The 19,596-nt window shown below is 56.8% G+C and carries 25 protein-coding genes and 3 tRNA genes; 12 read left to right on the top strand and 16 right to left on the bottom strand.

From position 1 onward, the window contains the following. Positions 1-108 precede the first annotated feature (108 nt). Positions 109-1,104: a hypothetical protein gene (locus tag GOW93_RS08760; RefSeq protein WP_170383216.1), complete on the bottom strand. Its 996-nt coding sequence runs from the start codon at positions 1,102-1,104 to the stop codon at positions 109-111. A gap of 251 nt (positions 1,105-1,355) precedes the next feature. Between GOW93_RS08760 and GOW93_RS08765 the strand changes: the two genes are divergently transcribed. Continuing rightward, positions 1,356-1,739 carry an MAPEG family protein gene (locus GOW93_RS08765; RefSeq protein WP_170383218.1) on the top strand — a complete coding sequence of 128 codons (384 nt, stop codon included), beginning with the start codon at positions 1,356-1,358 and terminating at the stop codon, positions 1,737-1,739. Between the two features lie 15 nt (positions 1,740-1,754). Here GOW93_RS08765 and GOW93_RS08770 read toward each other — a convergent pair whose 3' ends face one another. Further along, on the bottom strand, positions 1,755-1,907 hold the full coding sequence (locus tag GOW93_RS08770) for a hypothetical protein (RefSeq protein ID WP_170383220.1): 153 nt from the start codon (positions 1,905-1,907) through the stop codon (positions 1,755-1,757). A 148-nt stretch (positions 1,908-2,055) separates the two neighbouring features. Here GOW93_RS08770 and GOW93_RS08775 point away from each other — a divergent pair. The 3 genes from GOW93_RS08775 to GOW93_RS08785 all read left to right on the top strand — a co-directional run bounded on the left by GOW93_RS08775 (position 2,056) and on the right by GOW93_RS08785 (position 3,180). Next, positions 2,056-2,130: transfer RNA gene (locus GOW93_RS08775), tRNA-Gly, on the top strand. Positions 2,131-2,163: 33 nt separating this feature from the next. Then, positions 2,164-2,238: transfer RNA gene (locus GOW93_RS08780), tRNA-Gly, on the top strand. A gap of 81 nt (positions 2,239-2,319) precedes the next feature. Then, the gene (locus GOW93_RS08785) at positions 2,320-3,180 is read left to right on the top strand and encodes a GNAT family N-acetyltransferase (protein WP_170383222.1); all 861 of its coding nucleotides are present in this window, start codon (positions 2,320-2,322) and stop codon (positions 3,178-3,180) included. Here the strand turns inward: GOW93_RS08785 and GOW93_RS08790 are convergent. Next, positions 3,177-3,416 carry an Lrp/AsnC family transcriptional regulator gene (locus GOW93_RS08790; protein WP_170383224.1) on the bottom strand — a complete coding sequence of 80 codons (240 nt, stop codon included), beginning with the start codon at positions 3,414-3,416 and terminating at the stop codon, positions 3,177-3,179. The genes GOW93_RS08785 and GOW93_RS08790 overlap by 4 nt on opposite strands. A 154-nt stretch (positions 3,417-3,570) precedes the next feature. On the opposite strand from GOW93_RS08790, the gene hisB reads away from it, so the two are divergent. Both hisB and hisH read left to right on the top strand, forming a co-directional pair. Then, positions 3,571-4,158 carry an imidazoleglycerol-phosphate dehydratase HisB gene (gene hisB, locus GOW93_RS08795; RefSeq protein WP_170383226.1) on the top strand — a complete coding sequence of 196 codons (588 nt, stop codon included), beginning with the start codon at positions 3,571-3,573 and terminating at the stop codon, positions 4,156-4,158. Beyond that, positions 4,159-4,797: an imidazole glycerol phosphate synthase subunit HisH gene (hisH, locus tag GOW93_RS08800; protein WP_170383228.1), complete on the top strand. Its 639-nt coding sequence runs from the start codon at positions 4,159-4,161 to the stop codon at positions 4,795-4,797. Between the two features lie 3 nt (positions 4,798-4,800). On the opposite strand, the gene GOW93_RS08805 is transcribed toward hisH, so the two are convergent. Then, positions 4,801-5,202 (bottom strand): DUF2147 domain-containing protein, encoded by a 402-nt coding sequence (locus GOW93_RS08805; RefSeq protein ID WP_170383230.1) that lies wholly within the window; start codon positions 5,200-5,202, stop codon positions 4,801-4,803. 134 nt (positions 5,203-5,336) lie between these two features. On the opposite strand from GOW93_RS08805, the gene hisA reads away from it, so the two are divergent. After that, entirely contained in the window at positions 5,337-6,056 is a 720-nt protein-coding gene (gene hisA, locus GOW93_RS08810; protein WP_170383231.1) for a 1-(5-phosphoribosyl)-5-[(5-phosphoribosylamino)methylideneamino]imidazole-4-carboxamide isomerase, read from the top strand. Between the two features lie 5 nt (positions 6,057-6,061). Here hisA and GOW93_RS08815 read toward each other — a convergent pair whose 3' ends face one another. Further along, a complete protein-coding gene (locus GOW93_RS08815; protein ID WP_438826190.1) occupies positions 6,062-6,508 on the bottom strand; it encodes a DUF302 domain-containing protein in 447 nt (148 codons plus the stop codon). Positions 6,509-6,626: 118 nt separating this feature from the next. On the opposite strand from GOW93_RS08815, the gene hisF reads away from it, so the two are divergent. The 4 genes from hisF (at position 6,627) to GOW93_RS08835 (ending at position 8,755) form a co-directional block, all read left to right on the top strand. Then, positions 6,627-7,388, top strand: a complete 762-nt coding sequence (hisF, locus tag GOW93_RS08820; RefSeq protein WP_170383233.1) for an imidazole glycerol phosphate synthase subunit HisF — start codon at positions 6,627-6,629, stop codon at positions 7,386-7,388. Then, complete coding sequence (locus GOW93_RS08825; RefSeq protein ID WP_170383235.1) at positions 7,388-7,801, top strand: hypothetical protein; 414 nt, start codon at positions 7,388-7,390, stop codon at positions 7,799-7,801. Before hisF ends, GOW93_RS08825 begins: the two co-directional genes overlap by 1 nt. Further along, positions 7,798-8,115, top strand: a complete 318-nt coding sequence (locus GOW93_RS08830) for a phosphoribosyl-ATP diphosphatase (protein ID WP_170383237.1) — start codon at positions 7,798-7,800, stop codon at positions 8,113-8,115. Before GOW93_RS08825 ends, GOW93_RS08830 begins: the two co-directional genes overlap by 4 nt. A 73-nt stretch (positions 8,116-8,188) precedes the next feature. After that, positions 8,189-8,755: a hypothetical protein gene (locus GOW93_RS08835; protein ID WP_170383239.1), complete on the top strand. Its 567-nt coding sequence runs from the start codon at positions 8,189-8,191 to the stop codon at positions 8,753-8,755. A 3-nt stretch (positions 8,756-8,758) separates the two neighbouring features. Here GOW93_RS08835 and GOW93_RS08840 read toward each other — a convergent pair whose 3' ends face one another. The 4 genes from GOW93_RS08840 to rlmB all read right to left on the bottom strand — a co-directional run bounded on the left by GOW93_RS08840 (position 8,759) and on the right by rlmB (position 11,062). Continuing rightward, positions 8,759-9,229 carry a CoA-binding protein gene (locus tag GOW93_RS08840; RefSeq protein WP_170383241.1) on the bottom strand — a complete coding sequence of 157 codons (471 nt, stop codon included), beginning with the start codon at positions 9,227-9,229 and terminating at the stop codon, positions 8,759-8,761. A 198-nt stretch (positions 9,230-9,427) separates the two neighbouring features. Continuing rightward, positions 9,428-9,880, bottom strand: a complete 453-nt coding sequence (locus GOW93_RS08845; protein ID WP_170383243.1) for a YHS domain-containing (seleno)protein — start codon at positions 9,878-9,880, stop codon at positions 9,428-9,430. 106 nt (positions 9,881-9,986) lie between these two features. Beyond that, a complete protein-coding gene (locus GOW93_RS21010) occupies positions 9,987-10,268 on the bottom strand; it encodes a hypothetical protein (RefSeq protein ID WP_170383788.1) in 282 nt (93 codons plus the stop codon). Positions 10,269-10,288: 20 nt separating this feature from the next. Then, complete coding sequence (rlmB, locus tag GOW93_RS08855; RefSeq protein ID WP_170383245.1) at positions 10,289-11,062, bottom strand: 23S rRNA (guanosine(2251)-2'-O)-methyltransferase RlmB; 774 nt, start codon at positions 11,060-11,062, stop codon at positions 10,289-10,291. Between the two features lie 116 nt (positions 11,063-11,178). Here rlmB and GOW93_RS08860 point away from each other — a divergent pair. Beyond that, a tRNA-Tyr gene (locus GOW93_RS08860) sits at positions 11,179-11,262 on the top strand. A 34-nt stretch (positions 11,263-11,296) separates the two neighbouring features. Here GOW93_RS08860 and GOW93_RS08865 read toward each other — a convergent pair. The 7 genes from GOW93_RS08865 to GOW93_RS08895 form a co-directional block, all read right to left on the bottom strand. Beyond that, positions 11,297-12,415: an alanine racemase gene (locus tag GOW93_RS08865; protein WP_170383247.1), complete on the bottom strand. Its 1,119-nt coding sequence runs from the start codon at positions 12,413-12,415 to the stop codon at positions 11,297-11,299. Next, positions 12,412-13,659 (bottom strand): D-arabinono-1,4-lactone oxidase, encoded by a 1,248-nt coding sequence (locus GOW93_RS08870; RefSeq protein ID WP_170383248.1) that lies wholly within the window; start codon positions 13,657-13,659, stop codon positions 12,412-12,414. The genes GOW93_RS08865 and GOW93_RS08870 overlap by 4 nt, the downstream gene beginning before the upstream one ends. An 87-nt stretch (positions 13,660-13,746) precedes the next feature. Continuing rightward, complete coding sequence (locus GOW93_RS08875) at positions 13,747-14,268, bottom strand: DUF2478 domain-containing protein (RefSeq protein ID WP_170383250.1); 522 nt, start codon at positions 14,266-14,268, stop codon at positions 13,747-13,749. A gap of 72 nt (positions 14,269-14,340) precedes the next feature. Beyond that, on the bottom strand, positions 14,341-15,006 hold the full coding sequence (locus GOW93_RS08880) for an NnrU family protein (RefSeq protein WP_170383254.1): 666 nt from the start codon (positions 15,004-15,006) through the stop codon (positions 14,341-14,343). Positions 15,007-15,125: 119 nt separating this feature from the next. Next, positions 15,126-17,192 (bottom strand): ABC transporter permease, encoded by a 2,067-nt coding sequence (locus GOW93_RS08885; protein ID WP_170383256.1) that lies wholly within the window; start codon positions 17,190-17,192, stop codon positions 15,126-15,128. Beyond that, the gene (locus GOW93_RS08890; protein ID WP_170383258.1) at positions 17,189-18,241 is read right to left on the bottom strand and encodes a quaternary amine ABC transporter ATP-binding protein; all 1,053 of its coding nucleotides are present in this window, start codon (positions 18,239-18,241) and stop codon (positions 17,189-17,191) included. Before GOW93_RS08890 ends, GOW93_RS08885 begins: the two co-directional genes overlap by 4 nt. Before the next feature lie 10 nt (positions 18,242-18,251). Further along, on the bottom strand, positions 18,252-19,202 hold the full coding sequence (locus tag GOW93_RS08895) for an ABC transporter substrate-binding protein (protein WP_170383259.1): 951 nt from the start codon (positions 19,200-19,202) through the stop codon (positions 18,252-18,254). Positions 19,203-19,596 lie beyond the last annotated feature (394 nt).

Here is a 19,596-nt window from a genome sequence, read left to right on the forward strand (position 1 = left end):
CGTACAGCCCGGCGGCCAGATCGACGCCAAGGACCTGCTGGTCGAACTGGAATAAAATAGAAAGGCGCGCAAACTGCGCGCCTTTTCACTTTCGGACGGTAGGCAGTATCAGCCGTCGACGACCTCATCTTCTTCTGTCGTCTCAGTCCCTGCATCAGCCTCAGCCTCAGCCTCAGCCTCAGCCTCAGCCTCAGCCTCTTCCGAGATTTCTTCGAGTTCCTCCGGATCGGGCAACCCCAGTAGATCATGCAACTCGTCCATTGCATCCGGCGACAATTCGCGACCACCTGTCAGTGCGTCGAAAGTCTCCTGCGGGTCTGCCGCATTTGCCAGATCATTTTCGGCATCCTGAACAGCCTGTTCAGCGTCGGCCACCGCATCATTGTACTTGTCTTCAGTCGTGATGCCCTGCTCAGCCTCTTCCTCGGTCGGCGCGAACTGTTCCTCGATTTGCTCGTCTGTCAAATCTTTCAGGTCGGATAGTTCTGTCTGTTTTTCTTCCAAATCCGCAGTTGCGTCCGGGTAACCAAGTACACTTTGCTGATACGAATACAGCTTGCCGGGCATACTATTAGGCGCTGCATTTCTAAGCCCTGTCTGGCTCGCATGCGCAGCATTGAGCGATTTCAACTCGGAAGCGATTTTTCCATGTTTGTTAGGTGGAACTGCTTCTTCGTCAAGCGCGACAACCTCTTTGGGCTTTGCACGCGTCACAGCCTTGGCCTTATTTTTGTTGCCCTTAACAATGTTTTCCAGCTTGGTCATGAATGCCGGCTTGTTCTTGTTTGCAGAGCTGGATTTCGTAGATTTTTTCTGGTCGGTTTTCTTTAGACCCAATCTGCCCAACAGCCCCTTGCCTGTACCAGCCGATGTCTTGCCTGAATTGCCCTTGGCTTTTGCGCCTTGTTCGCCGGATTTGCCGCCGCTATTGCCTTTGTCGCCGCCGTTTCCTTTGCCGCCGCCATTGCCGCCGCCGTTTCCACCGCCATTGCCGTTCTTAGCGATGGCCACGTCCGGAGCAGCGACAACCGCAACAAAGCTGGCTGCCCCAAGCAGCATCAAGGAGGTCGCAAAAACGCGAGAGAACAACATAACTCGTTTCATAATATCCACCTGTCCCTTTCATTGATGGCAGCGGGAGCCACGGTATTGCATGTTCAAAAAGCTATATTTGCATAGAATGGTCGTGGAATTTGACAAAATTGCGGCGGAAGTTTGACCAGCATCTGGGCAACTGGAACTTGCTAGAAAAAACTAACTTTTCCTCTCTAACTGGAACAGGCCACCAAACCGGCTAATGTTCAAGGCATCGCTCAAACGCCCGCGCAGCTTTTGATGATTAGAAAGAGACCTCAATGCTGACCTTCACTCCAATCTATGCCGCGTTGTTGGCGATCCTGTATGTCCTGCTAAGCCTAAAGGTCATCAGCCAACGCCGTATCGGCAAGATCTCTTATGGTGACGGCGGGAATACAGACATGCTTAAGGCGATGCGGACGCATTCGAATTTTATCGAATACACGCCTTTTGCCTTGCTGCTAATCTTGATGGTCGAACTGCAGGCAGGCAGCGGTCTGCTGGTGAATCTGCTGGGATTGAGCCTTCTGGTCGGCCGCGTGCTGCATGCCTATGGCTTCGGCCGCAGCCCGCAGATCATAATTCTGCGCCAGATCGGGATGTTGCTGACATTCACGGCCATTCTGGTGGCCGCCCTCGCGAATCTCGTACTGGTACTCTGACTCAGTTGACGGGGCTTATCCCGTCAATGTCTGAGTCTCTATCAGCGGCGCTTTCATGAGGACCGGCTCGACCTCGACCAGCTTGTCCTCATCTTGTGCGCAAATCACGGCCGTCAAAGCGATCAGCGCGGCCAACAGTGCCATTTTCATATCTGCGATCCGTGTCATTTCCTCTCCTCGAACCTTCTTGTTTTATAATGCTCTTTGTTTTGAACGTACGTTGGCGAGATTTCCGTCGAAAGATTTTTCCGCGTTTTTGTGTTTTTCCGCTTGCAGCCCCGCGTGGGAGTTTATACATCCCTCCTCACTCAACGGCGCGGGCGTAGCTCAGGGGTAGAGCATAACCTTGCCAAGGTTAGGGTCGGGCGTTCGAATCGCCTCGCCCGCTCCATTGAGAGGTCTACGGACCATATATGTATCTGATGCGGGCGTAGCTCAGGGGTAGAGCATAACCTTGCCAAGGTTAGGGTCGGGCGTTCGAATCGCCTCGCCCGCTCCAGATACAAAACCTTTCGGACATTCTGGTTCTTTCGCGATCGTTGCGCCATTCTGGTTGCGGTACGTAACACAGGATTCCTCCATGTCCGACTATGTCATCCGCCCTCTCACCGCTGACGAGTTGCAACAGGCCGTGGATTGGGCGGGGCGCGAGGGGTGGAACCCTGGCCATCATGATACCGCATGCTTCCATAACACCGATTCCGACGGATTCTGGGGAGGATTTCTGGATGGAGAGATGATCGCCTCAATCTCGGTTGTTCACTACAACGATACCTTTGCCTTCCTTGGGTTCTACATCGTGCACCCTGAATTTCGCGGCGCTGGGCATGGGCTAAAGCTTTGGCAGCACGCATTGTCCAACTGTTCTGCCCACAACGTCGGGCTGGATGGGGTCGTCGATCAACAGCACAATTATCGCAAGTCGGGGTTTGCCTTTGCGTATAACAACTATCGTTTCACCGGGACCATTGCGGATATTCAGCGGGCGTTGAAACCTTCAATTGGTGTTGAAACTCTCACTCAGGCCTCAGACGCCCTGGTTGCTTATGACCGACAGCTCTTTCCAACCCCGCGTGACACATTCCTGCAGGGCTGGATCAGCGCACCTACCCATGTCTCCCGCGTCTATTCCGAGGACGGCGAAATCAAGGGCTATGCAACGTTGCGACCGTGTCAAACCGGTTACAAGGTCGGGCCGCTATTCGCGGACCGCGCCGATATTGCCGAAACCCTTCTGGCAAGTTTGCTGGAAGCTTTACCAGCGGATCATAGCGCGCAAGAGGTCTTCATCGACATACCCCAACCCAACCAGGCCGCATTTGATTTGGCAGCAAAGCTTGGGTTGGAAAAGGTTTTCGAAACGGCTCGGATGTATTCCAGCCATCAGCCGGACATCGAACTGAACCGCATCTTCGGCGTCACCACGTTCGAGCTTGGTTAAAACGCTTTGAACGTCATCGTGGTCAGAGACCGCTCGATATCGGGAATGACCAGCAGGTTTTCGTTGATGAAATGCCCCACATCCTCGGTTTCGGGGATGTAGAGTTTCAACAGCAGGTCATATTCACCACTGGTCGAGTAGAGTTCGGAGTGGATTTCGCGCAGGGCGATTTCCTCTGCCACTTTGTAGGTGGTACCGGGTTTGCAGCGGATCTGGATGAAAACGCAGGTGGACATGGGCCGAGCCTTGTTGGTTGAGTTGCCCGCAGGCTGGCATGGGCCGCGCCCGGGTGCAATCCCCTGCAACAGTTTGCGGCGAATGCCACGTGTGGTCTGGAAAAGCCCGCCCTTCCCCGTCTATAAGCGCGCCTGTAGCAAAAGGAATTGACCCATGCGCAGCGCAAAGATCAGCCGTCAAACTGCCGAGACCGAGATCTCGGTCGAGGTAAATCTGGACGGCACCGGCACCTATGACAACCAGACCGGCGTTGGGTTCTTCGATCATATGCTGGACCAGCTGGCGCGGCATTCGCTGATCGACATGACGATCCGTGCGAAGGGCGATTATCACATCGACGATCACCACACCGTTGAGGATACCGGCATTGCGCTAGGTCAGGCGCTGACGCAAGCCCTGGGCGACAAGAAAGGTATCCGTCGCTATGGCGAATGCCACCTGCCTATGGACGACGCTCAGGTACGCTGTGCGCTGGATTTATCTGCTCGTCCCTTCCTGATCTGGAATGTGGAATTGCCGACTCAGAAGATCGGCACATTCGACACCGAACTGGTGCGCGAATTCTTTCAGGCGCTCAGCACTCATGGCGGCATCACGCTGCATATCGACCAGTTGCACGGTTTCAACAGCCACCACATCGCCGAGGCTGCCTTTAAGGCTGTCGCCCGCGCCCTGCGTGACGCGGTTGAAACCGACCCGCGCAAGGCGGATGCGATTCCCTCGACCAAGGGTGCGCTGTAAATGCTAACTGCCATCATCGACTACGAGAGCGGCAACCTGCACTCGGCCGAAAAGGCATTTCAACGCATGGCGCGCGAGGTGGATGCGGGTGAGGTCGTGGTGACCTCGGACGCGGATGTCGTGGCGCGTGCCGACCGGTTGGTACTGCCCGGAGACGGCGCGTTCCCCGCCTGCGCGGCCGAGCTGCGCGGGCACAAGGGCATCTACGACGCGATGGTCGAGGCCGTCGAACAGAAAGGCCGCCCCTTTCTTGGCATCTGTGTCGGCATGCAGCTGATGGCCTCCAAGGGTCACGAATACAGCGAAACCGAGGGGCTGGGCTGGGTGGCTGGCGACGTGGTTCGGATTGAACCATCCGACCGTACGCTAAAAGTGCCGCATATGGGTTGGAATGATCTGGTTCTGGAAAGCGATCACCCCGTTTTTAGCGGGATCAAATCAGGCGACCACGCTTATTTCGTCCACTCTTACCATTTTCGCGTTGCCGATCCGGCCCAGCGTTTGGCCTATGTGGACTATGGGCAAGAGGTCACGGCCGTAATTGGCCGCGACACGATGATCGGAATGCAATTCCACCCAGAGAAAAGCCAGGATGTGGGCCTGCGCATGATCGGCAATTTCTTGACCTGGACCCCCTAAGGATTACTGAACCCGCGTCCAGGTTTGCCCACGGCAGACCAGCCCCCCAACCGCGCACCCTTTGACCGTTAGCTTGTTCTGACTGTCCAGCGTCATCTTGGATTTGTAGGTTTTGTCACGGTCCGGCGCCCAGATCTTGCCGCTGTCGTACTGGCCATCACCTTCGGGCACCATGTCCCAGATGATTTGCTTGCCCAGATTTTCATATTCCAGTTGTTGGTTTCCATCGCCATCAAAGGCGCTGTCGATGATGCCGCAAATGGCACTTCCGCACTCGGAAATGGTCACGTGAAGATATCCGCCCGTGTCGCCCGGCTCTGTCTTCCACAGACCATCAACCGGATCGGCGGCAAAGGCTGTTGTCGCTATCCCGGCAATACCTGCTGCGAGTAGAAGTTTCTTCATGATGCTCTCCCTGTTTTACAGTCACTCTGGCCCGGTGACCGGCTTCGGGCAAGAATGACTTTGCGTCGCGTTGCATCCCCTGCCCTGCTTGTGCGATACGCCGCCCGTGTAACACTGATATAGGGCCGCCCGACATGATCCTCTACCCCGCCATCGACCTGAAAGACGGCAACGCTGTGCGCCTGCTGCGTGGTGAAATGGACAAGGCCACTGTGTTTAACGAAGATCCCGCCGCACAGGCCCGCGCCTTTGTCGAGGCTGGCTGTGAATGGCTCCACCTTGTCGACCTGAACGGCGCTTTTGCCGGCGAGCCGGTCAACGCTGCCCCGGTCGAGGCAATTTTGAAGGCCTGCAAAGTGCCTGCTCAGCTGGGTGGCGGCATCCGCGATATGGCTACCATCGAAACCTGGATCGAAAAAGGTCTGGCACGGGTCATTCTGGGTACTGTCGCGGTAGAAAACCCTGACCTGGTACGTGAGGCTGCCAAAGCCTTTCCCGGCAAGGTTGCCGTGGGAATCGACGCCCGTAACGGAATGGTTGCCACTAAAGGCTGGGCCGAGGAAACCAATGTGCAGGTCACCGATCTGGCCCGCAGCTTTGAGGACGCAGGCGTCGCGGCCATCATCTACACCGACATCAACCGCGACGGTGCCATGCAAGGCCCAAATATCGAAGCGACCGCAGATCTGGCCCGTGCTGTTTCGATTCCGGTAATCGCGTCCGGCGGCGTCAGCTCTCTGGACGACCTGATCGCCCTGCGCGACTGTGGCGTAGAGCTAAACGGCGCAATTTCTGGCCGCGCTCTCTATGATGGCGCGATTGACCTGAACGAAGCCATTCGCGCCCTGTCTTAAATCACCTACTGCGCGGCAACCGAGGTCAGCTTGGCCAGCGCGCCGCGCATCTTTTCGATGACCGGAGAGCTCTCGACCCCATCAAGGTCATCCATGGTCTCTTTCGGGTCTTCATAGGCCAGCCAGACCTGCCCGTTTTCATCCTCATAGGCCTGAACCTTCAATGGCAAAAACAATCCCGCACGCGGGTCGATCTGCATGGCGGGTGTGCCCAGCGCCGGGTTGCCAAAGATCAGTACTTGGTTTGCCGGAATGGTCAAACCGACCTTTTCGGCACCGGCCGCGTGGTCGATGCGGGCAAAGACCGTTGCTCCGGCGTTGCCGATCGCAGCCTCTAGCGCATCCAGCGCTTCGGACACCGATTTATCTGTATTTACCTTGATGATATCATCTGCCATCGCCGCGACGGTTCCCCCTATGACAAAAGCAGTTGTTAAAAACAATTTGCGCATCTCATTGATCTCCTGATGAATTTAGGGGCAGTTTTCACAGGTTTGAGAGATGTGGCAATCACAAGTCTGGCATCGGCAAGGCTTTGCCGGTAGAGGTGCGCCAATAAAGGAATCCGACATGCTGAAAACCCGCATCATTCCCTGCCTGGATGTCGCTGATGGCCGTGTGGTCAAGGGCGTCAATTTCGTTGGCCTGCGCGATGCGGGTGACCCGGTGGAATCGGCCAAGGCTTATGACGCCGCCGGCGCGGATGAAATCTGTTTTCTGGATATTCACGCCACCCACGAAAACCGCGGCACCATGTTCGACGTCGTACAGCGCACGGCTGAGCAGTGTTTTGTTCCTCTGACGGTGGGCGGAGGTGTCCGCACCAAGGACGACGTACGCGCCCTGCTGCTGGCGGGTGCGGATAAGGTCAGCTTCAATTCTGCCGCTGTGGCGAATCCGGATGTGATTGCCGAGGCAGCGGACCAGTTTGGCAGCCAATGCATCGTCTGCGCCATAGACGCCAAGACCGTCAGCCCCGGCAAGTGGGAGATTTTCACCCATGGCGGACGCAAACCCACTGGCATCGACGCGGTTGAGTTTGCGAAAACCGTTGTGGCCAAAGGCGCCGGGGAAATCCTGCTAACGTCAATGGATCGCGACGGCACCAAAGCGGGCTTCAACCTGCCGCTGACCCGCGCAATCTCGGACGCGGTGGATGTGCCGGTTATCGCATCAGGCGGTGTAGGAAACCTGGACCATCTCGTCGAAGGTGTAACCGAAGGCGGGGCCAGCGCAGTACTGGCCGCCTCAATCTTCCATTTCGGCGAGTACACTATCCGCGAGGCCAAGGAACATATGGCCGCCGCCGGCATACCGATGAGGCTGACATAGTGCGCTGGGAAGATATTTCTGTCATCGAGCAAGAAACCGAACGAACACCTTGCGATTGCTGCCGAAAAGTTACCACCTTTGGCGCAGGGGAACTCCTTTATACGGGCGAGTTCGTTGGGTGGTTCTCAGTAAAGTTTTCAGAAGACCCTGAGTCTCACTCAACGATTATCAAAGTATATGTTGGCGACTGGTCAGATGGTGCGCCGGTTGATACACGCTGGGGCATTAGTGTCTCTTGCCATTCAGAAGGTTGCACTTTGCTCGATTGGGGAGAAGAAGATCAGAAAAACAATGATCTGTTCACTTGTCTCAATCGAGCCGACATACTTGGTTCAGATTTTGCAGCAGAACTCTGGGCTATGGTTGACGCAATCATAATGAAGGACAGCCGTCTTAAGGAACTGAACCTATGACGACACTCGAAGAACTTGAGCGGACTATTGTATCACGCAAAACGGCCGACCCGGACTCCAGCTGGACTGCTAAGCTGTTGGCCAAAGGCCCCGAGAAATGCGCCGAGAAATTCGGAGAAGAGGCCGTTGAGGCGATTATCGAGGCCGTAAAGGGTGACAAAGGTGGGCTTACAGCTGAAGCTGCAGACGTGCTTTATCATCTGCTGGTCATGCTGGCAGCGCGGGACGTGGCTCTGGATGACGTACTAGCGGAACTGGCCCGGCGTCAGGGCACCAGCGGTATTGCCGAAAAAGCCGCGCGCCCCAAAGGATAATCCGCAGGGTTCCGTCATCTTGAACCACCCTTTATGATCAGGTTTCACAGTCCCCGGATCAAAGGGCACAAGAATGATCAGAGCCCTGGCCATTGTTCTGGCCTTTGTGACACTATCGGCCTGCGCAACCCCGCCCCCTTCGGCCGGGGATGAAGTGCAACGCTTGGCGAGTGAAATCCGCAGCCTTGGCCCTGACATTGACCCCAAAGAAGCGGACCGAGCAGCCCGTATCGCCTATTCCTACACCGCGCAGCTAGTGCAGGAGTATGAGATCACCGACCCTCCTCTGATCCACAACGCCAAGGTCAACAAAGGTCTGCGCCCGCGCGGCCTGTGCTGGCATTGGGCCGAGGACATTGAACGACGTCTGAAGCAAGAGAATTTCAAGACGCTGGATCTGCACCGCGCCATCGCCAATGCGGACAACCCATTTCGGATCGACCACAGCACCGCCATCATCAGCCGCAAGGGCGAGACGATGTATGACGGCGTGGTGCTGGACCCATGGCGCTACGGCGGGGTGCTGTTCTGGTCGCCTTTGGAGGAAGATACCAAGTATGAATGGGTGCCGCGCGATATCGTATTGGATAAGCGCCGTCAGGAGCAATACGGTGAACTGCTGCCCTATGCTGGCGAATAGCCGTCACAGCTTGGACGAGATCACTCCGGTGGCGAATCCACCCATGCGCAGTTCGCCGAACAGACGCTGATATTCGATCTTTGGGCAACGGTTCATCACCACATCCAGACCGCGTGCCTGTGCGGTTGCGGCAGCATCTGAGTTTTGCACACCGATCTGCATCCAGATTGTGCGCAGGTTGGGGATTGTGGCCAAAGCCTCGTCGACAATTGGCGGCACAGCTTCAGAACGACGGAAGATATCGACCATGTCCACCGGCTCGGAAATTTCGGCCAATGACGCCCTAACGGTCCGACCAAACAATTCTTTCCCAGCGTGGCCAGGGTTGACCGGGATAACCCTATACCCCTTAAGCGACAGATATCGCGCCACGTAATAGCTGGGCCGCACCGGGTTCATCGACACACCAACCACGGCGATCACCTTGGTGCGCTGCAAGATCTCTTTCAGATAAACATCAGAGTATTCAGCCATGCGGGCACCCTAGTCGGTGTGTGCAAAAGAAAAAAGCGCCCAGGTCGAACCTGAGCGCCAGTTGTTGGAACGAGGGACAGTGAAATGACCCGCGGCAGTTCCGTTCCGCGGTCACTGTGACATTTAGGCATAATTTAGAAGAAAAAAAGAGGCAGCGCGCATTTTTGTGATGACAGCTCACGAATGGCGATAACTGGCCTATTGCTCGTAGAGAATTCCGGGCCAATACATCTCGGCCATGGAGATATATTCGGCAGTGGCTTCGCGCCACATCTCTTCGACCTCGGGGGAATGTGTCAGGTACAAACGGCCATCCACAACACCCCAGAGCGTCGGCTCCGTGCTTTTCAGCTTACCGTGCGCCATAGCATAGGCACAATATCCGCCGAATTGTGGTGCAAAGGCGTGCGGGTTGCGTTCAAATGCATCCCGGTTCTCAGCCGAGGCAAATTGCCACTCGGCCCCCTTCCATACGACCGCGTATTCCGGCCGCCCCAGAACAGGCGCATTTCCACTGAAATAGGATACCACGTCATACCCGGCCACCGCGGCACCATCGGTCGCGTAAAATACGGGCATATCCTGCGCTTTTACGGCAGGAGCAAACAGAACGGCGGTCAGTGCGCCCAGAAGGAAACGTCGAGTCAGCATCACAGAATTCGATTCAAAAACTTCAGGGTCTCAAAATGCAATATTTTCGGCCCAGTTGAACCCCATTTAACGAGGTTGTGATCGCAATTGTCATCCAGAGACTTTGTCAGTCAAAGATATCTTCGATAACATCCCACGCCTCATCCAACACGCGCGAAAGAACACTCTTCTTCTTTTTCTGCTTCTTTTTTCTTTGACCAACAGTCGATTTGGATACGTCGCGCCTTGGCTTGCCCTCAGCTAGCTTGCGCTTGGGCAGCATCTTGAGATCATGCAGTGGTGCCCCACAACTGGAACAACTCAATTCATGTCGTTGCTTGCCTTTCAGAACCAACGCGGCGCGGGTCCCGCAATAACAGCAGGTAGCAATCTTGGATGGGCTGGGAATGGGGCTCTCCTGTCTATCTTCTATCTGTGCCTAGAAGCATATAAGGCAATTGCAGCGGCATTTGAGACATTGAGCGAGCCAAACCCGCCCGCAGCGTCGATTTTCACCAGATGGTCAACGGTTTCCTTAGTTTTCTGCCGCAATCCGGGCCCTTCAGCCCCCAGCACCAGCGCCACGGGCTGATCCAACTTGCCACCCAAGGCCGTCTCAATGGTCTCTTCAGCCTCACCATCCAGCCCCAGAACCAAGAATCCCATATTCTGCAATTCAACGATGGCGTCAGCCAGATTTCGAACCCGCAGATAGGGCTGGCGCTCTAACGCGCCACTTGCTGTTTTGGCCAGCGCACCGGTTTCCGGCGCCGAGTGATGCCGCGTACCGATAACTGCGCTGGCGCCCAAAACCTCGGCCGAGCGTAGAATCGCCCCGACGTTATGCGGGTCAGTCACGCGATCCAGCAGAATCACACGAGGATGTTCGCGCCCGATGCAGTTTTCAGCCAACCCGCCCCAATCCAGCGGCTTGACTTCAAGAGCTGCGCCTTGATGGACAGAGCCCGGATCAATTGGCGCAGTGAATTTGCGAGGGTCGACCATTTCGGCATCAATCCCTGCAAATTCAATCGCTTCAGCCAGTTTGTCTCGCGCGTTACGTGTCACGATCAGGTGCAGTTTTTGTCGGTTCGGGTTCATCAAAGCGTCCCGCACGGCGTGCAGGCCAAACAGCCAGACGGTTTCTGCAGAGGCCGCTTTACGGGCCTGCTCCTTTTCAACGACCCACTTGGGTTTCTTCATTTCTTGGGCCTCCGGGCCGGGAATTCGGTTTCATGCGTCAAAGCGGAATTTTCCTGTTGACGCTCCTTTAAGGCGCTAGTAATCACGCCTCCACGTCAGGTGCAACGCCTGACAGTGGGCGACAGGCCGCAAGGTGTGGCAGGGGACTGTAACTCCCTCGCGGAGACGCACGCCTGGTTCGATTCCAGGGTCGCCCACCATCTTCCTTAGATGGTGACAAAGTTCAACTGGCCGTTAATTCGGCAGAACATCCCATTCTTCCACAACCTTCCCACCCCGCACCGCCAGCACGATTCCGAACTGGTTCAGTACCGCCTCGCTTTGGTTTGGGTGCAGCAATGCAATATCTCCAGGCGCGACCGAAGCAGAGCGCGGGCCGGTCCACATCTCTTGATTGGTTGAACGTCCAAAGACCGACGAATAACCGAACCGCTCGGGGAAAATGGGAGCGGCCTGATAATACCCACCGAAAATGGCAAGGTCAGTCTTCTGACGGGGCAGAAAATCCAAACCAGGCAGAGAATTACCCGGCATTGTCTTCAAAATTGGCGTGGCTATGTAGGCCGCGGGCTGAAAGTTTTGCGTCGTGGTGTGGTCGAAATCTCCGGGTTTTACCAGCACCGAGCCAAAGGCAATCTCGGTAGCGGTTCCACCAGAACTGTAGGACTGAAAGGTCAGGCTACCCCCTGTGTTCAGGCACAACCCGTGTGCATCATTCGGCAGTTGCGATACCGCATGACTAAAGTTACCTGAACAAGCCCGTATCGCGCGCTTGCGCAGCAATCCGGGCAGCTTGGCCAAATGCGCCTCATACCCCATGACGCCAGACAGACGAGCAAAGGGGTTAGATTCTATCTCTTGCGCAATCGACGCAATCTGGTCAGGTCGAAACCCACCCCGATGCAGCCCGATATCAACTTCAAGCGACAGGCGAAGGACGAATTGCCGCTCTGCCGCCAAATTCAAATACTCCTGCAACCTTTCCGGGGAATCGATCAGCCATTGAACACGCGCTGCGGCGTCTGGGCATGCACAAAGAACCCGCGCCGCGGAAGTGACGGGCAGCGGCTTGCCGATCAGGTGATCGGTTTCGCCCTCAACCTGCAACAATACCTGCAGCATAGGCTCGGAAAAGGTCATCAAGCCACTGGTCGGGATCTGCCTGCGTATGTGATCCAGTAAAGGCAGGCACGGCAACGACTTGGCAACCAAACGGTAATCCAGTCCTTCATCCGCAGCCTGCACCGCCAAGGAACAATTCGCATCCAAGCGGTCCAAATCGACCACTGCAACCGGTTTATCGACGCCATAAACCCGAAGGACTGTAGAAAGGGATTGCAGGTATGCTGTCATGGTCGAAACAGCTTTGCCAATGCGGGCGTAAGGAACTTTCCCGTGGGGTCCAGTTGCTCCCGCAGCGCGCAGAACCGGTCAAAATCCGGGTAAAGGGTGGCCAGGACTTTGTAGGTCAGGCTGTGCATCTTGCCCCAATGGGGGCGCCCACCGGCTTCGACAAATAGCGGTTCTATCGCATCGAAATATCGGCGGTGATCCTCGTTCGCGTCGGTGTGGATGGCAATTGAAATCCGAGGCCCGCCCTGAAACGGGGAAAGACAGGCGGTGTCACCCGCAGTCTGGCGCACCTCGATCGGAAAATAGATGTCCTTGTGGTCGCGATGCAGGCGGGCGATGACCTCTTGCAGCACGTCGCCCGCGACATCGGGCGGCAGATGGTATTCCATCTCATTGAACCGGATGCGCCGGTCGCTGCACAGCACGCGCCAGCTTTCGCCCACATAGTCTTCGTCAGAGTGCGCCATGGTCAGCATTTTAAGCAGCGCACGGCGCAATCCGCCACTGACTCTGCCTTTATTGCGCGCCAGCTTCAGCACCTTGACGGCAATCATATCCAGATCACGCGGCACCTTACCCTCAGGCGCGTCAGACACCTCATGGCGCAGTTCAACAGCTTTGCCGCTGAAGGGGATATAAAAGAACTCGAAATTCCGGTTCTTACTCCAGTTCCGATGCATGTTTGCGATGCTGTCCTGCAGGTCGACCAATCGCACCTGACGGCGCAAATTGTATTTCGGCACCACCGAAATTTGCGCTTCGATCAGGATGCCCAGCATCCCCAAAGTGACTTGGGCCATCTCAAGTGGAATATCGTCAGTGGTCAGAATATCCCCCCTCGCGCTGACCAGCTTTGCCGCCGTGATTTCCGCCGCAAGGCAAGGCAGCGTCCGCCCTGTGCCATGCGTCGCGGTCGAGACCGCCCCGGCCAGAGATTGCGCATTGATATCCCCAAGATTTCGGAACGCTAGGCCGTGGTCTGCTAACGCAGGTGATAAATCCCGCAGGTGCGCATTTGCATTGACCCAAACCCGACCGCCACTGACCTCGCCCACCTTTGGCAGGTTCAGGTTCGACAGGTCCAAAATCCGGTCGCCCCCGGCGACAATGGGCGTAAAGGAATGACCCGCCCCCACAACGCGCAGATTACCAGGCTGGGCCATGGCTCGCTGCAAATCAGTGACAGAGGTCAGGCGTGCAATGGCCGTGTTTGCCTGTTGGTTTCCTGCCCAATTGGTCCACATCTGCTGTCTCCTCAGGGATCGAGGATTGCAGCACATGGGCATTGAAACAAGACAGGATTACAGAGACTTACGCAACGGCAGGTTATTTCAAGCGGCTGCCGCACGCTGCGAATTGACCCGCTCAAACCAAACCGAGATTGCCTCGAGATTAGGGTCGATCTGCTCGGCTGCGCCATCCGTAAAGGCCTGGAACTTGTCGTTGTTCAGGCCATTCACACCAACAAGAACAGGGATGTCCTGCGCCAGTGCCTCGGCGATCACCGGGCGGAAACCCCGCCCATCGGATTCATGCTTACCAAACTTGTTGATGATCAAGAGTTGCGGGTCGTCTCCCAGAGAACTGCTGACCAATCCCACGGCTTGCTCCAGAGCGGCAGGATCCAGACGGCAGCCCCGTGCATGTTCCCCCAGCGACTGTGAGATGCGAATGGTCTCTCCGTCCGGCAGGACGCGGACATCCATGTCGCATTTACTGCTGTCGACGCATTCGGTGTTGGTCTGCACCACACCGGCCAGACGGGCACCTTTGGACAACAAGAGATCGGCAGCCGCGCTCAGCAAGCGATCAGTTGCGCCGCGGTCGGTTGTGGTGACATAGGCCAGATACATTGAAAGACCCTCATAGTCTAAAGTGTGACAGTTCAGATAGCACGCGTGGCCCGGTCCGACCACTCCTGAGTGCTACGGCAGCGGCGAAAGGCCGATCACAGGTGCGTGCAGGTGAAGCAGGACAGCGAAGACGGCAAGAGCAACCACCCCGATCCAGAAACCGGGCCAAGGTTGAGGAGCGCGCAGGGAAAACCGGGCGGTATTGCGGGACAGGCGCGTCCATTCGATACCCATCTGTTGGGCCTTGCGGCGGTCTATCAACGCCATGCCCATCGCGGCAAAGCCCGCGAACAGACCAAACAGAATGACGTGAGACAGGCTGCCATTAGCCAATAGGTGCGCGCAGGCCCAAAGCATGAGCGCGGCCAGAATCGGGTGACGTGTAGTGCGAAGGATGCCGGGGTTTTCCGGATCAAATGATCGATGTCCCAATCCACCGAAGGAAAACGGATTATCGATAGACAACCCGGCCACAGCCAGCCAGCAAACCACCGGCATGACCAGCAGCGGAGCCCAACGAAATATGCTGAGCGGAGGGATGACTTCAACATATGGCGCCTGAGCAGCCGCGATGATCAGCCAGCCCAGCACCAGCAAGGATAATGCGGAATAAGCTGCAAAGTACCGTCTGCGCCCCATGGTTTCAATCAACCATCCACGCACTGCCGGACGCGCCGGGATAACGTGTGTCAGCAGAAAGGTGATCAGTGCTGCAAGGAAAAGGCCCCAGCCCATCATGGTAGTCTCCGAACATATTTCGCCCGGTTTAGGCCGCTGAACCGGGGCAGTCCTTGTCCGAAATCAAGTCGAATTCGGGGGCTCGAGCAAAGGGGCGAACGGGTCGCCCCTGCCCTTGTTTACAGGCCCAGCGCCTTGCGCCGTTCCTCGGCAAAACCCTGCACCATACGGTCCGCGATCAGCGCCAGAATAGCCATTGCAGCCCCTGCCGAGATACCAAGCCCGACATCCGCCTGCCCCAGCGCCAGATAGATCGACTGACCCAGACCGGTGGTCCCGATCAACGCCGCGATCACCAGCATGGCGAAGGCGTAAAGGATGGTCTGGTTCAGCCCCAACAGGATGGTTGGCGCAGCATATGGTGCACGCACGTCGCGCATGATCTGCCACTCGGTCGCGCCACTGGAAATGGCGGCTTCCATCATTTCGTCCGGTGTGTTGACCAGCCCGTGCCGCGTATAGCGGATCATTGGGACGATGGCATAGGCGCAGATCGCCAGAAAGGCCGAGAACTCACCGATCTGAAATACCATCAGAACCGGGATCAGGAACACGAACAGAGGGATCGTCTGCAGCATATCGCAGATCGGGCGAACCACCTTCCACACTGGCTCCCACACAGCGCTGGCCAGACCGATCAGCCCGCCAACAACGGCACAAGAGAATACGGCCGCGCCGCTGAGGTATAGCGACAATAGCGCCCTCTCCCACAGGCCCGAAACGAGGATGGTGCAAAGCAGCCCCACCGACAATGCCGCCAGACGCCAGCCGCCCGCGACCCAACCCAAAGCGGCCGCTCCGGTCAGGACAAACGGCCAAGGCAGGTTGGCGATACCGGTTTCCAGCATGCCGATCAGGATCAGGACCACCAGCCCACCGGTCAAATGCCCGCACCATGCCATTAGCAGGGCAATCACCGCACCGACCGCGAAGAGCCCGTAGCTCATGACAGGTGTCCACTGGAAACCCCACGTGAATGGCAGTACCGCCTGATCCAACCCGATGCGCAAAGGCAGAAGCACGTAGAACAGCGAGTTGTTCTTCAGCGCATCCAACCACGGACCGTTCGCCTGTGTGAACGCCGTCAAGCCACTGTCCACCGCCTCGGCCATCGGGTCCAGCAGTGTCAGCTCGGACGGGTTCGGAAGCCACGCCCAGAATGCGGCTGTAAACAGCACTGTAAAACCCAGAACCGCCCAGACGACACGCTGGTCGTAACGCTTGCGCTCGGTCGCTAAGGTGCCACTCATCCGGTCGATCACCACTGCGAAAACCACGATCACCAGACCAGCCATCAGAGATTCACCAAACTGCGCCTTGCGCATGGTTAGCAGAACTTCCCAACCAATATCGTTGAACCCGCCGATAACAGCAGCGATGATCACCATCGACAGTGCTGCCATCAGGCATTGGTTTACGCCGACCATGATCTGGGTCGCAGCCGCCGGTATTTCGACCTGAAACAGTTGCTGAAACCGCGTGCCGCCGGACATGATGGCCGCTTCTTTGATCTCGGGCTCTACCCGTTCCAGCCCCAACATCACATTGCGCGCCATCGGTGGCGCGGCGTAGATGGCCGAGGCAATCAAACCTACGACAGGACCGAAACCAAATAACAACAGCAACGGGGTTAGATATGCAAAGGTCGGCACGGTCTGCATTACATCCAGAACCGCCTGCACAAAGGATTTCACCCGCGGTACTTCATTTGCAAGGATGCCAATGGCCCCGCCTACGAACAGCGCAACAGGAACTGAAACAGCAACCAGCGCCAGCGTATTCATGCTCTCGGCCCAATAGCCCGAGGCCAGCACAAAGCTGAGACCAATGAACCCCAACAAAGCCATCGGCAATCCGCCCAGATACCAGCCCAGCGCGGTCACCAGACCGATCAGGATCGGCCACGGTGTATTACCCAGCACATAATTGGCTGCATCCATCGGATAGGTCATCAAATCGGAAAACAGACGCATTGCTGGTTTGATGCCGTTCAGAAACCAGTCCAGAAACGCTCCAACCCACTGAGTTGCAGGTAGTTCCCACGCGGCAGGCCATTTGACCAGCCATGGCGCGACACTTTCCAGTGCCAGGCACACTGCACCTACGATCACCGTGATCAGCGCGGCCTTAGCACCCGCTGTCAGTCGCGCCGCGTGCTGAGAGGGGATGTCTGTGACCGCCGTCATGTCTCATCCACCTGCAACGCCGCGGCCAGATCGGACGGATGGACGTTGCCAACGATGTTGCCTGCCTCATCGCGGACCGGCACGGGCTCGTACAGTTCCATGCAATGTGCCAGCGCTGCGTCCAGTGTCATCGCGGTGGTCAGGCCCGGATCGTCGGGCCCACATTCGCTTTCATCGCCACGCATGACCGAAGCAACCTTGGCATGCTGCCCTTTGGCCACGTCCTTTGAGAACTCTCGCACGTAGTCGTCGACCGGGCGCAGCACGATATCGGTCGGCGTGCCGATCTGAACGATCTTGCCATCGCGCATGATTGCGATGCGGTCGGCCAGTTTCAGCGCCTCTTGAATGTCGTGCGTGATGAAAACAATGGATTTCTTCAACGTCGCCTGGATGCGCAGGAATTCGTCCTGCAACTGGCGGCGGATCAGTGGATCAAGGGCAGAAAACGGCTCATCCAGAAACCAGATATCTGGATTCACGGCCAAGGACCGCGCGATCCCCACACGCTGACGCTGACCACCGGAAAGCTGGCGTGGGAAGCTATCTTCGCGACCTTCCAGTCCGACCAGCGAAATCACCTCTTGTGCGCGGGCCAACCGTTCTTTGCGGCCAACGCCCTGAACGCGCAGCGGGTAAGCCACGTTTTCAGCAACCGTCATATGGGGAAACAAGCCAAAATGCTGGAATACCATGCCCAGCTTTTTACGCCGCAGTTCCGTTAGCGCCTTCTTCGACGCGCCGATGACGTTTTCACCGTCGACTCTGATTTCGCCGCCCGTTCCTGGCAGCAATTGAGAGATACAGCGGATCAGCGTGGACTTACCCGATCCCGAAAGCCCCATGATGACGAATAATTCGCCCTCTTTGACTTCGAAATTCGCGTCCTGAACGGCGGGGATGAACCCGCTTTCGCGCAAGTCGGCAGCGGCCGTGTCAGCATCATTCCCTGACCGAGACAACGCGTCGGTCAGGGCTTTGTCAGCACCGGGGCCAAAAACCTGCCAGAGATTCTGGCAGGCAATGGCTGGTGTAGTTGCATCAGTCACTTAAGCAGGCTCACTGAGTTGCCGCGTCAACGACCGGACGCCATTTGCCTTCGTTCTCGGCCATCCATGCGGCGACGACCTCTTCGACGGAGCCGCCATCAACGTCGATTGCGCCCATCATCGGCTGTTGGTCTTCGACCGCCAGTTGATAGTTGGTCAGGATCTCATAGGCGGCTGGCCATTTGTCCGCCATGCCGCTCCACCCTGCCTTGAAAATACGCGAGGGCGAGAAATCACAATCATTCACCGCATTCGGGTTCGGACCCCAAGCCGGATCGGTAAAGCAAGCCTCCTCGCCTGCGGGTAGGTCCACAAACTGCACGTCATAGGCGGACATCGCCCAATGCGGCTGCCAGAATGTGATCAACAGGGGCGATTTCCGCTCGGTCGAAGCACGCAGTTCAGCGATCAGAGCGCCTTCGGAACCCGCAGGCACAGCTTTGAAGGGAAGTTCCAATCCGGTCATGCGATCCGCGCCGGGTGTGCCCCAATCCGCCGGATAATCGACAAGACGACCGCCCGGCAGCGTTTCAGCCGTAGCAAATACCTGCGCGCAGTCCTTCAACGCTTCCCACGCAGGCAGACCTGGGCACAGGTCGGCGACATGCGCCGGGTATGCAATACCCTCTTTGGCGTCCAGCCCCAGATCACCGATTTCGACAACAGTGCCTTCTTCGATTTTCTTGGCGTATTCGTCGGATACGTTGGACGACCAGATTTCCAGCGTCGCGTCGATGTCACCATCGGCCAGGGCCTGGAATTGGTTCATCATGCCTGCAGTGACGTACTCCACGTTGTAACCTGCGGCTTTCAGCATTTCGCCTGCAACATGGGTGGTGACGTGCTGACCGGTCCATTCGTTGATCGCCAGTTTGATCGGTTCATCCACGGCGCCCATATCAGCGGCATACGCGGAACTGGCAACGGCCATTGCCAACAGGCTTACACTAAGTTTTTTCATCGACATTTCTCCCTGTCATATTTTGTATTTGCCCACCCGGCGCGAAGTCTGGCACCGGAAAGCTTGTCTAACGACAATACCATGTCGCAACATGCACAAAATCAGCCGGAAAAGGGAAGTGAACTGTTCGAGCTAGAGCGGATTTATCGCCATATAGCCCAACAAAATTCCCCCCACCTGCTGCGTCGTGCAGAACGCTCAGCCCCCGGATTTCGTATTTTCTGCGGCTTGAGGTTGACTGACGAGTCAATCAGAAACCCGATTCCCCCTTTTTGTCGAGCATTTCTTTTTCTTTTCCGCTGTTTTTTTCTGCCTTGTTTCAAACTTGGCAGGATCGGTTACGCGTAAAGCGATCAAGATTATGGGCCTTGAAACTGCGCGCCCAACACGCAAG

The organism is Ruegeria atlantica (assembly GCF_013032455.1).
In the GTDB taxonomy this organism is placed as follows: Bacteria; Pseudomonadota; Alphaproteobacteria; order Rhodobacterales; family Rhodobacteraceae; genus Ruegeria; species Ruegeria atlantica_B.

What these genes read in the sequence shown, in the direction of transcription:
- GOW93_RS08870 (WP_170383248.1), bottom strand. Translation starts at nt 13,659, where the DNA reads ATGTGGACCAATTGGGCAGGAAACCAACAGGCAAACACGGCCATTGCA.
- hisA (WP_170383231.1), top strand. Translation starts at nt 5,337, where the DNA reads ATGATCCTCTACCCCGCCATCGACCTGAAAGACGGCAACGCTGTGCGC.
- GOW93_RS08805 (WP_170383230.1), bottom strand. Translation starts at nt 5,202, where the DNA reads ATGAAGAAACTTCTACTCGCAGCAGGTATTGCCGGGATAGCGACAACA.
- GOW93_RS08760 (WP_170383216.1), bottom strand. Translation starts at nt 1,104, where the DNA reads ATGAAACGAGTTATGTTGTTCTCTCGCGTTTTTGCGACCTCCTTGATG.
- GOW93_RS08865 (WP_170383247.1), bottom strand. Translation starts at nt 12,415, where the DNA reads ATGACAGCATACCTGCAATCCCTTTCTACAGTCCTTCGGGTTTATGGC.
- GOW93_RS08815 (WP_438826190.1), bottom strand. Translation starts at nt 6,508, where the DNA reads ATGCGCAAATTGTTTTTAACAACTGCTTTTGTCATAGGGGGAACCGTC.
- hisB (WP_170383226.1), top strand. Translation starts at nt 3,571, where the DNA reads ATGCGCAGCGCAAAGATCAGCCGTCAAACTGCCGAGACCGAGATCTCG.
- GOW93_RS08835 (WP_170383239.1), top strand. Translation starts at nt 8,189, where the DNA reads ATGATCAGAGCCCTGGCCATTGTTCTGGCCTTTGTGACACTATCGGCC.
- hisH (WP_170383228.1), top strand. Translation starts at nt 4,159, where the DNA reads ATGCTAACTGCCATCATCGACTACGAGAGCGGCAACCTGCACTCGGCC.
- GOW93_RS08840 (WP_170383241.1), bottom strand. Translation starts at nt 9,229, where the DNA reads ATGGCTGAATACTCTGATGTTTATCTGAAAGAGATCTTGCAGCGCACC.
- hisF (WP_170383233.1), top strand. Translation starts at nt 6,627, where the DNA reads ATGCTGAAAACCCGCATCATTCCCTGCCTGGATGTCGCTGATGGCCGT.
- GOW93_RS08790 (WP_170383224.1), bottom strand. Translation starts at nt 3,416, where the DNA reads ATGTCCACCTGCGTTTTCATCCAGATCCGCTGCAAACCCGGTACCACC.
- rlmB (WP_170383245.1), bottom strand. Translation starts at nt 11,062, where the DNA reads ATGAAGAAACCCAAGTGGGTCGTTGAAAAGGAGCAGGCCCGTAAAGCG.
- GOW93_RS08845 (WP_170383243.1), bottom strand. Translation starts at nt 9,880, where the DNA reads ATGCTGACTCGACGTTTCCTTCTGGGCGCACTGACCGCCGTTCTGTTT.
- GOW93_RS08880 (WP_170383254.1), bottom strand. Translation starts at nt 15,006, where the DNA reads ATGATGGGCTGGGGCCTTTTCCTTGCAGCACTGATCACCTTTCTGCTG.
- GOW93_RS08875 (WP_170383250.1), bottom strand. Translation starts at nt 14,268, where the DNA reads ATGTATCTGGCCTATGTCACCACAACCGACCGCGGCGCAACTGATCGC.
- GOW93_RS08785 (WP_170383222.1), top strand. Translation starts at nt 2,320, where the DNA reads ATGTCCGACTATGTCATCCGCCCTCTCACCGCTGACGAGTTGCAACAG.
- GOW93_RS08830 (WP_170383237.1), top strand. Translation starts at nt 7,798, where the DNA reads ATGACGACACTCGAAGAACTTGAGCGGACTATTGTATCACGCAAAACG.
- GOW93_RS08885 (WP_170383256.1), bottom strand. Translation starts at nt 17,192, where the DNA reads ATGACGGCGGTCACAGACATCCCCTCTCAGCACGCGGCGCGACTGACA.
- GOW93_RS08765 (WP_170383218.1), top strand. Translation starts at nt 1,356, where the DNA reads ATGCTGACCTTCACTCCAATCTATGCCGCGTTGTTGGCGATCCTGTAT.
- GOW93_RS08895 (WP_170383259.1), bottom strand. Translation starts at nt 19,202, where the DNA reads ATGAAAAAACTTAGTGTAAGCCTGTTGGCAATGGCCGTTGCCAGTTCC.
- GOW93_RS08770 (WP_170383220.1), bottom strand. Translation starts at nt 1,907, where the DNA reads ATGACACGGATCGCAGATATGAAAATGGCACTGTTGGCCGCGCTGATC.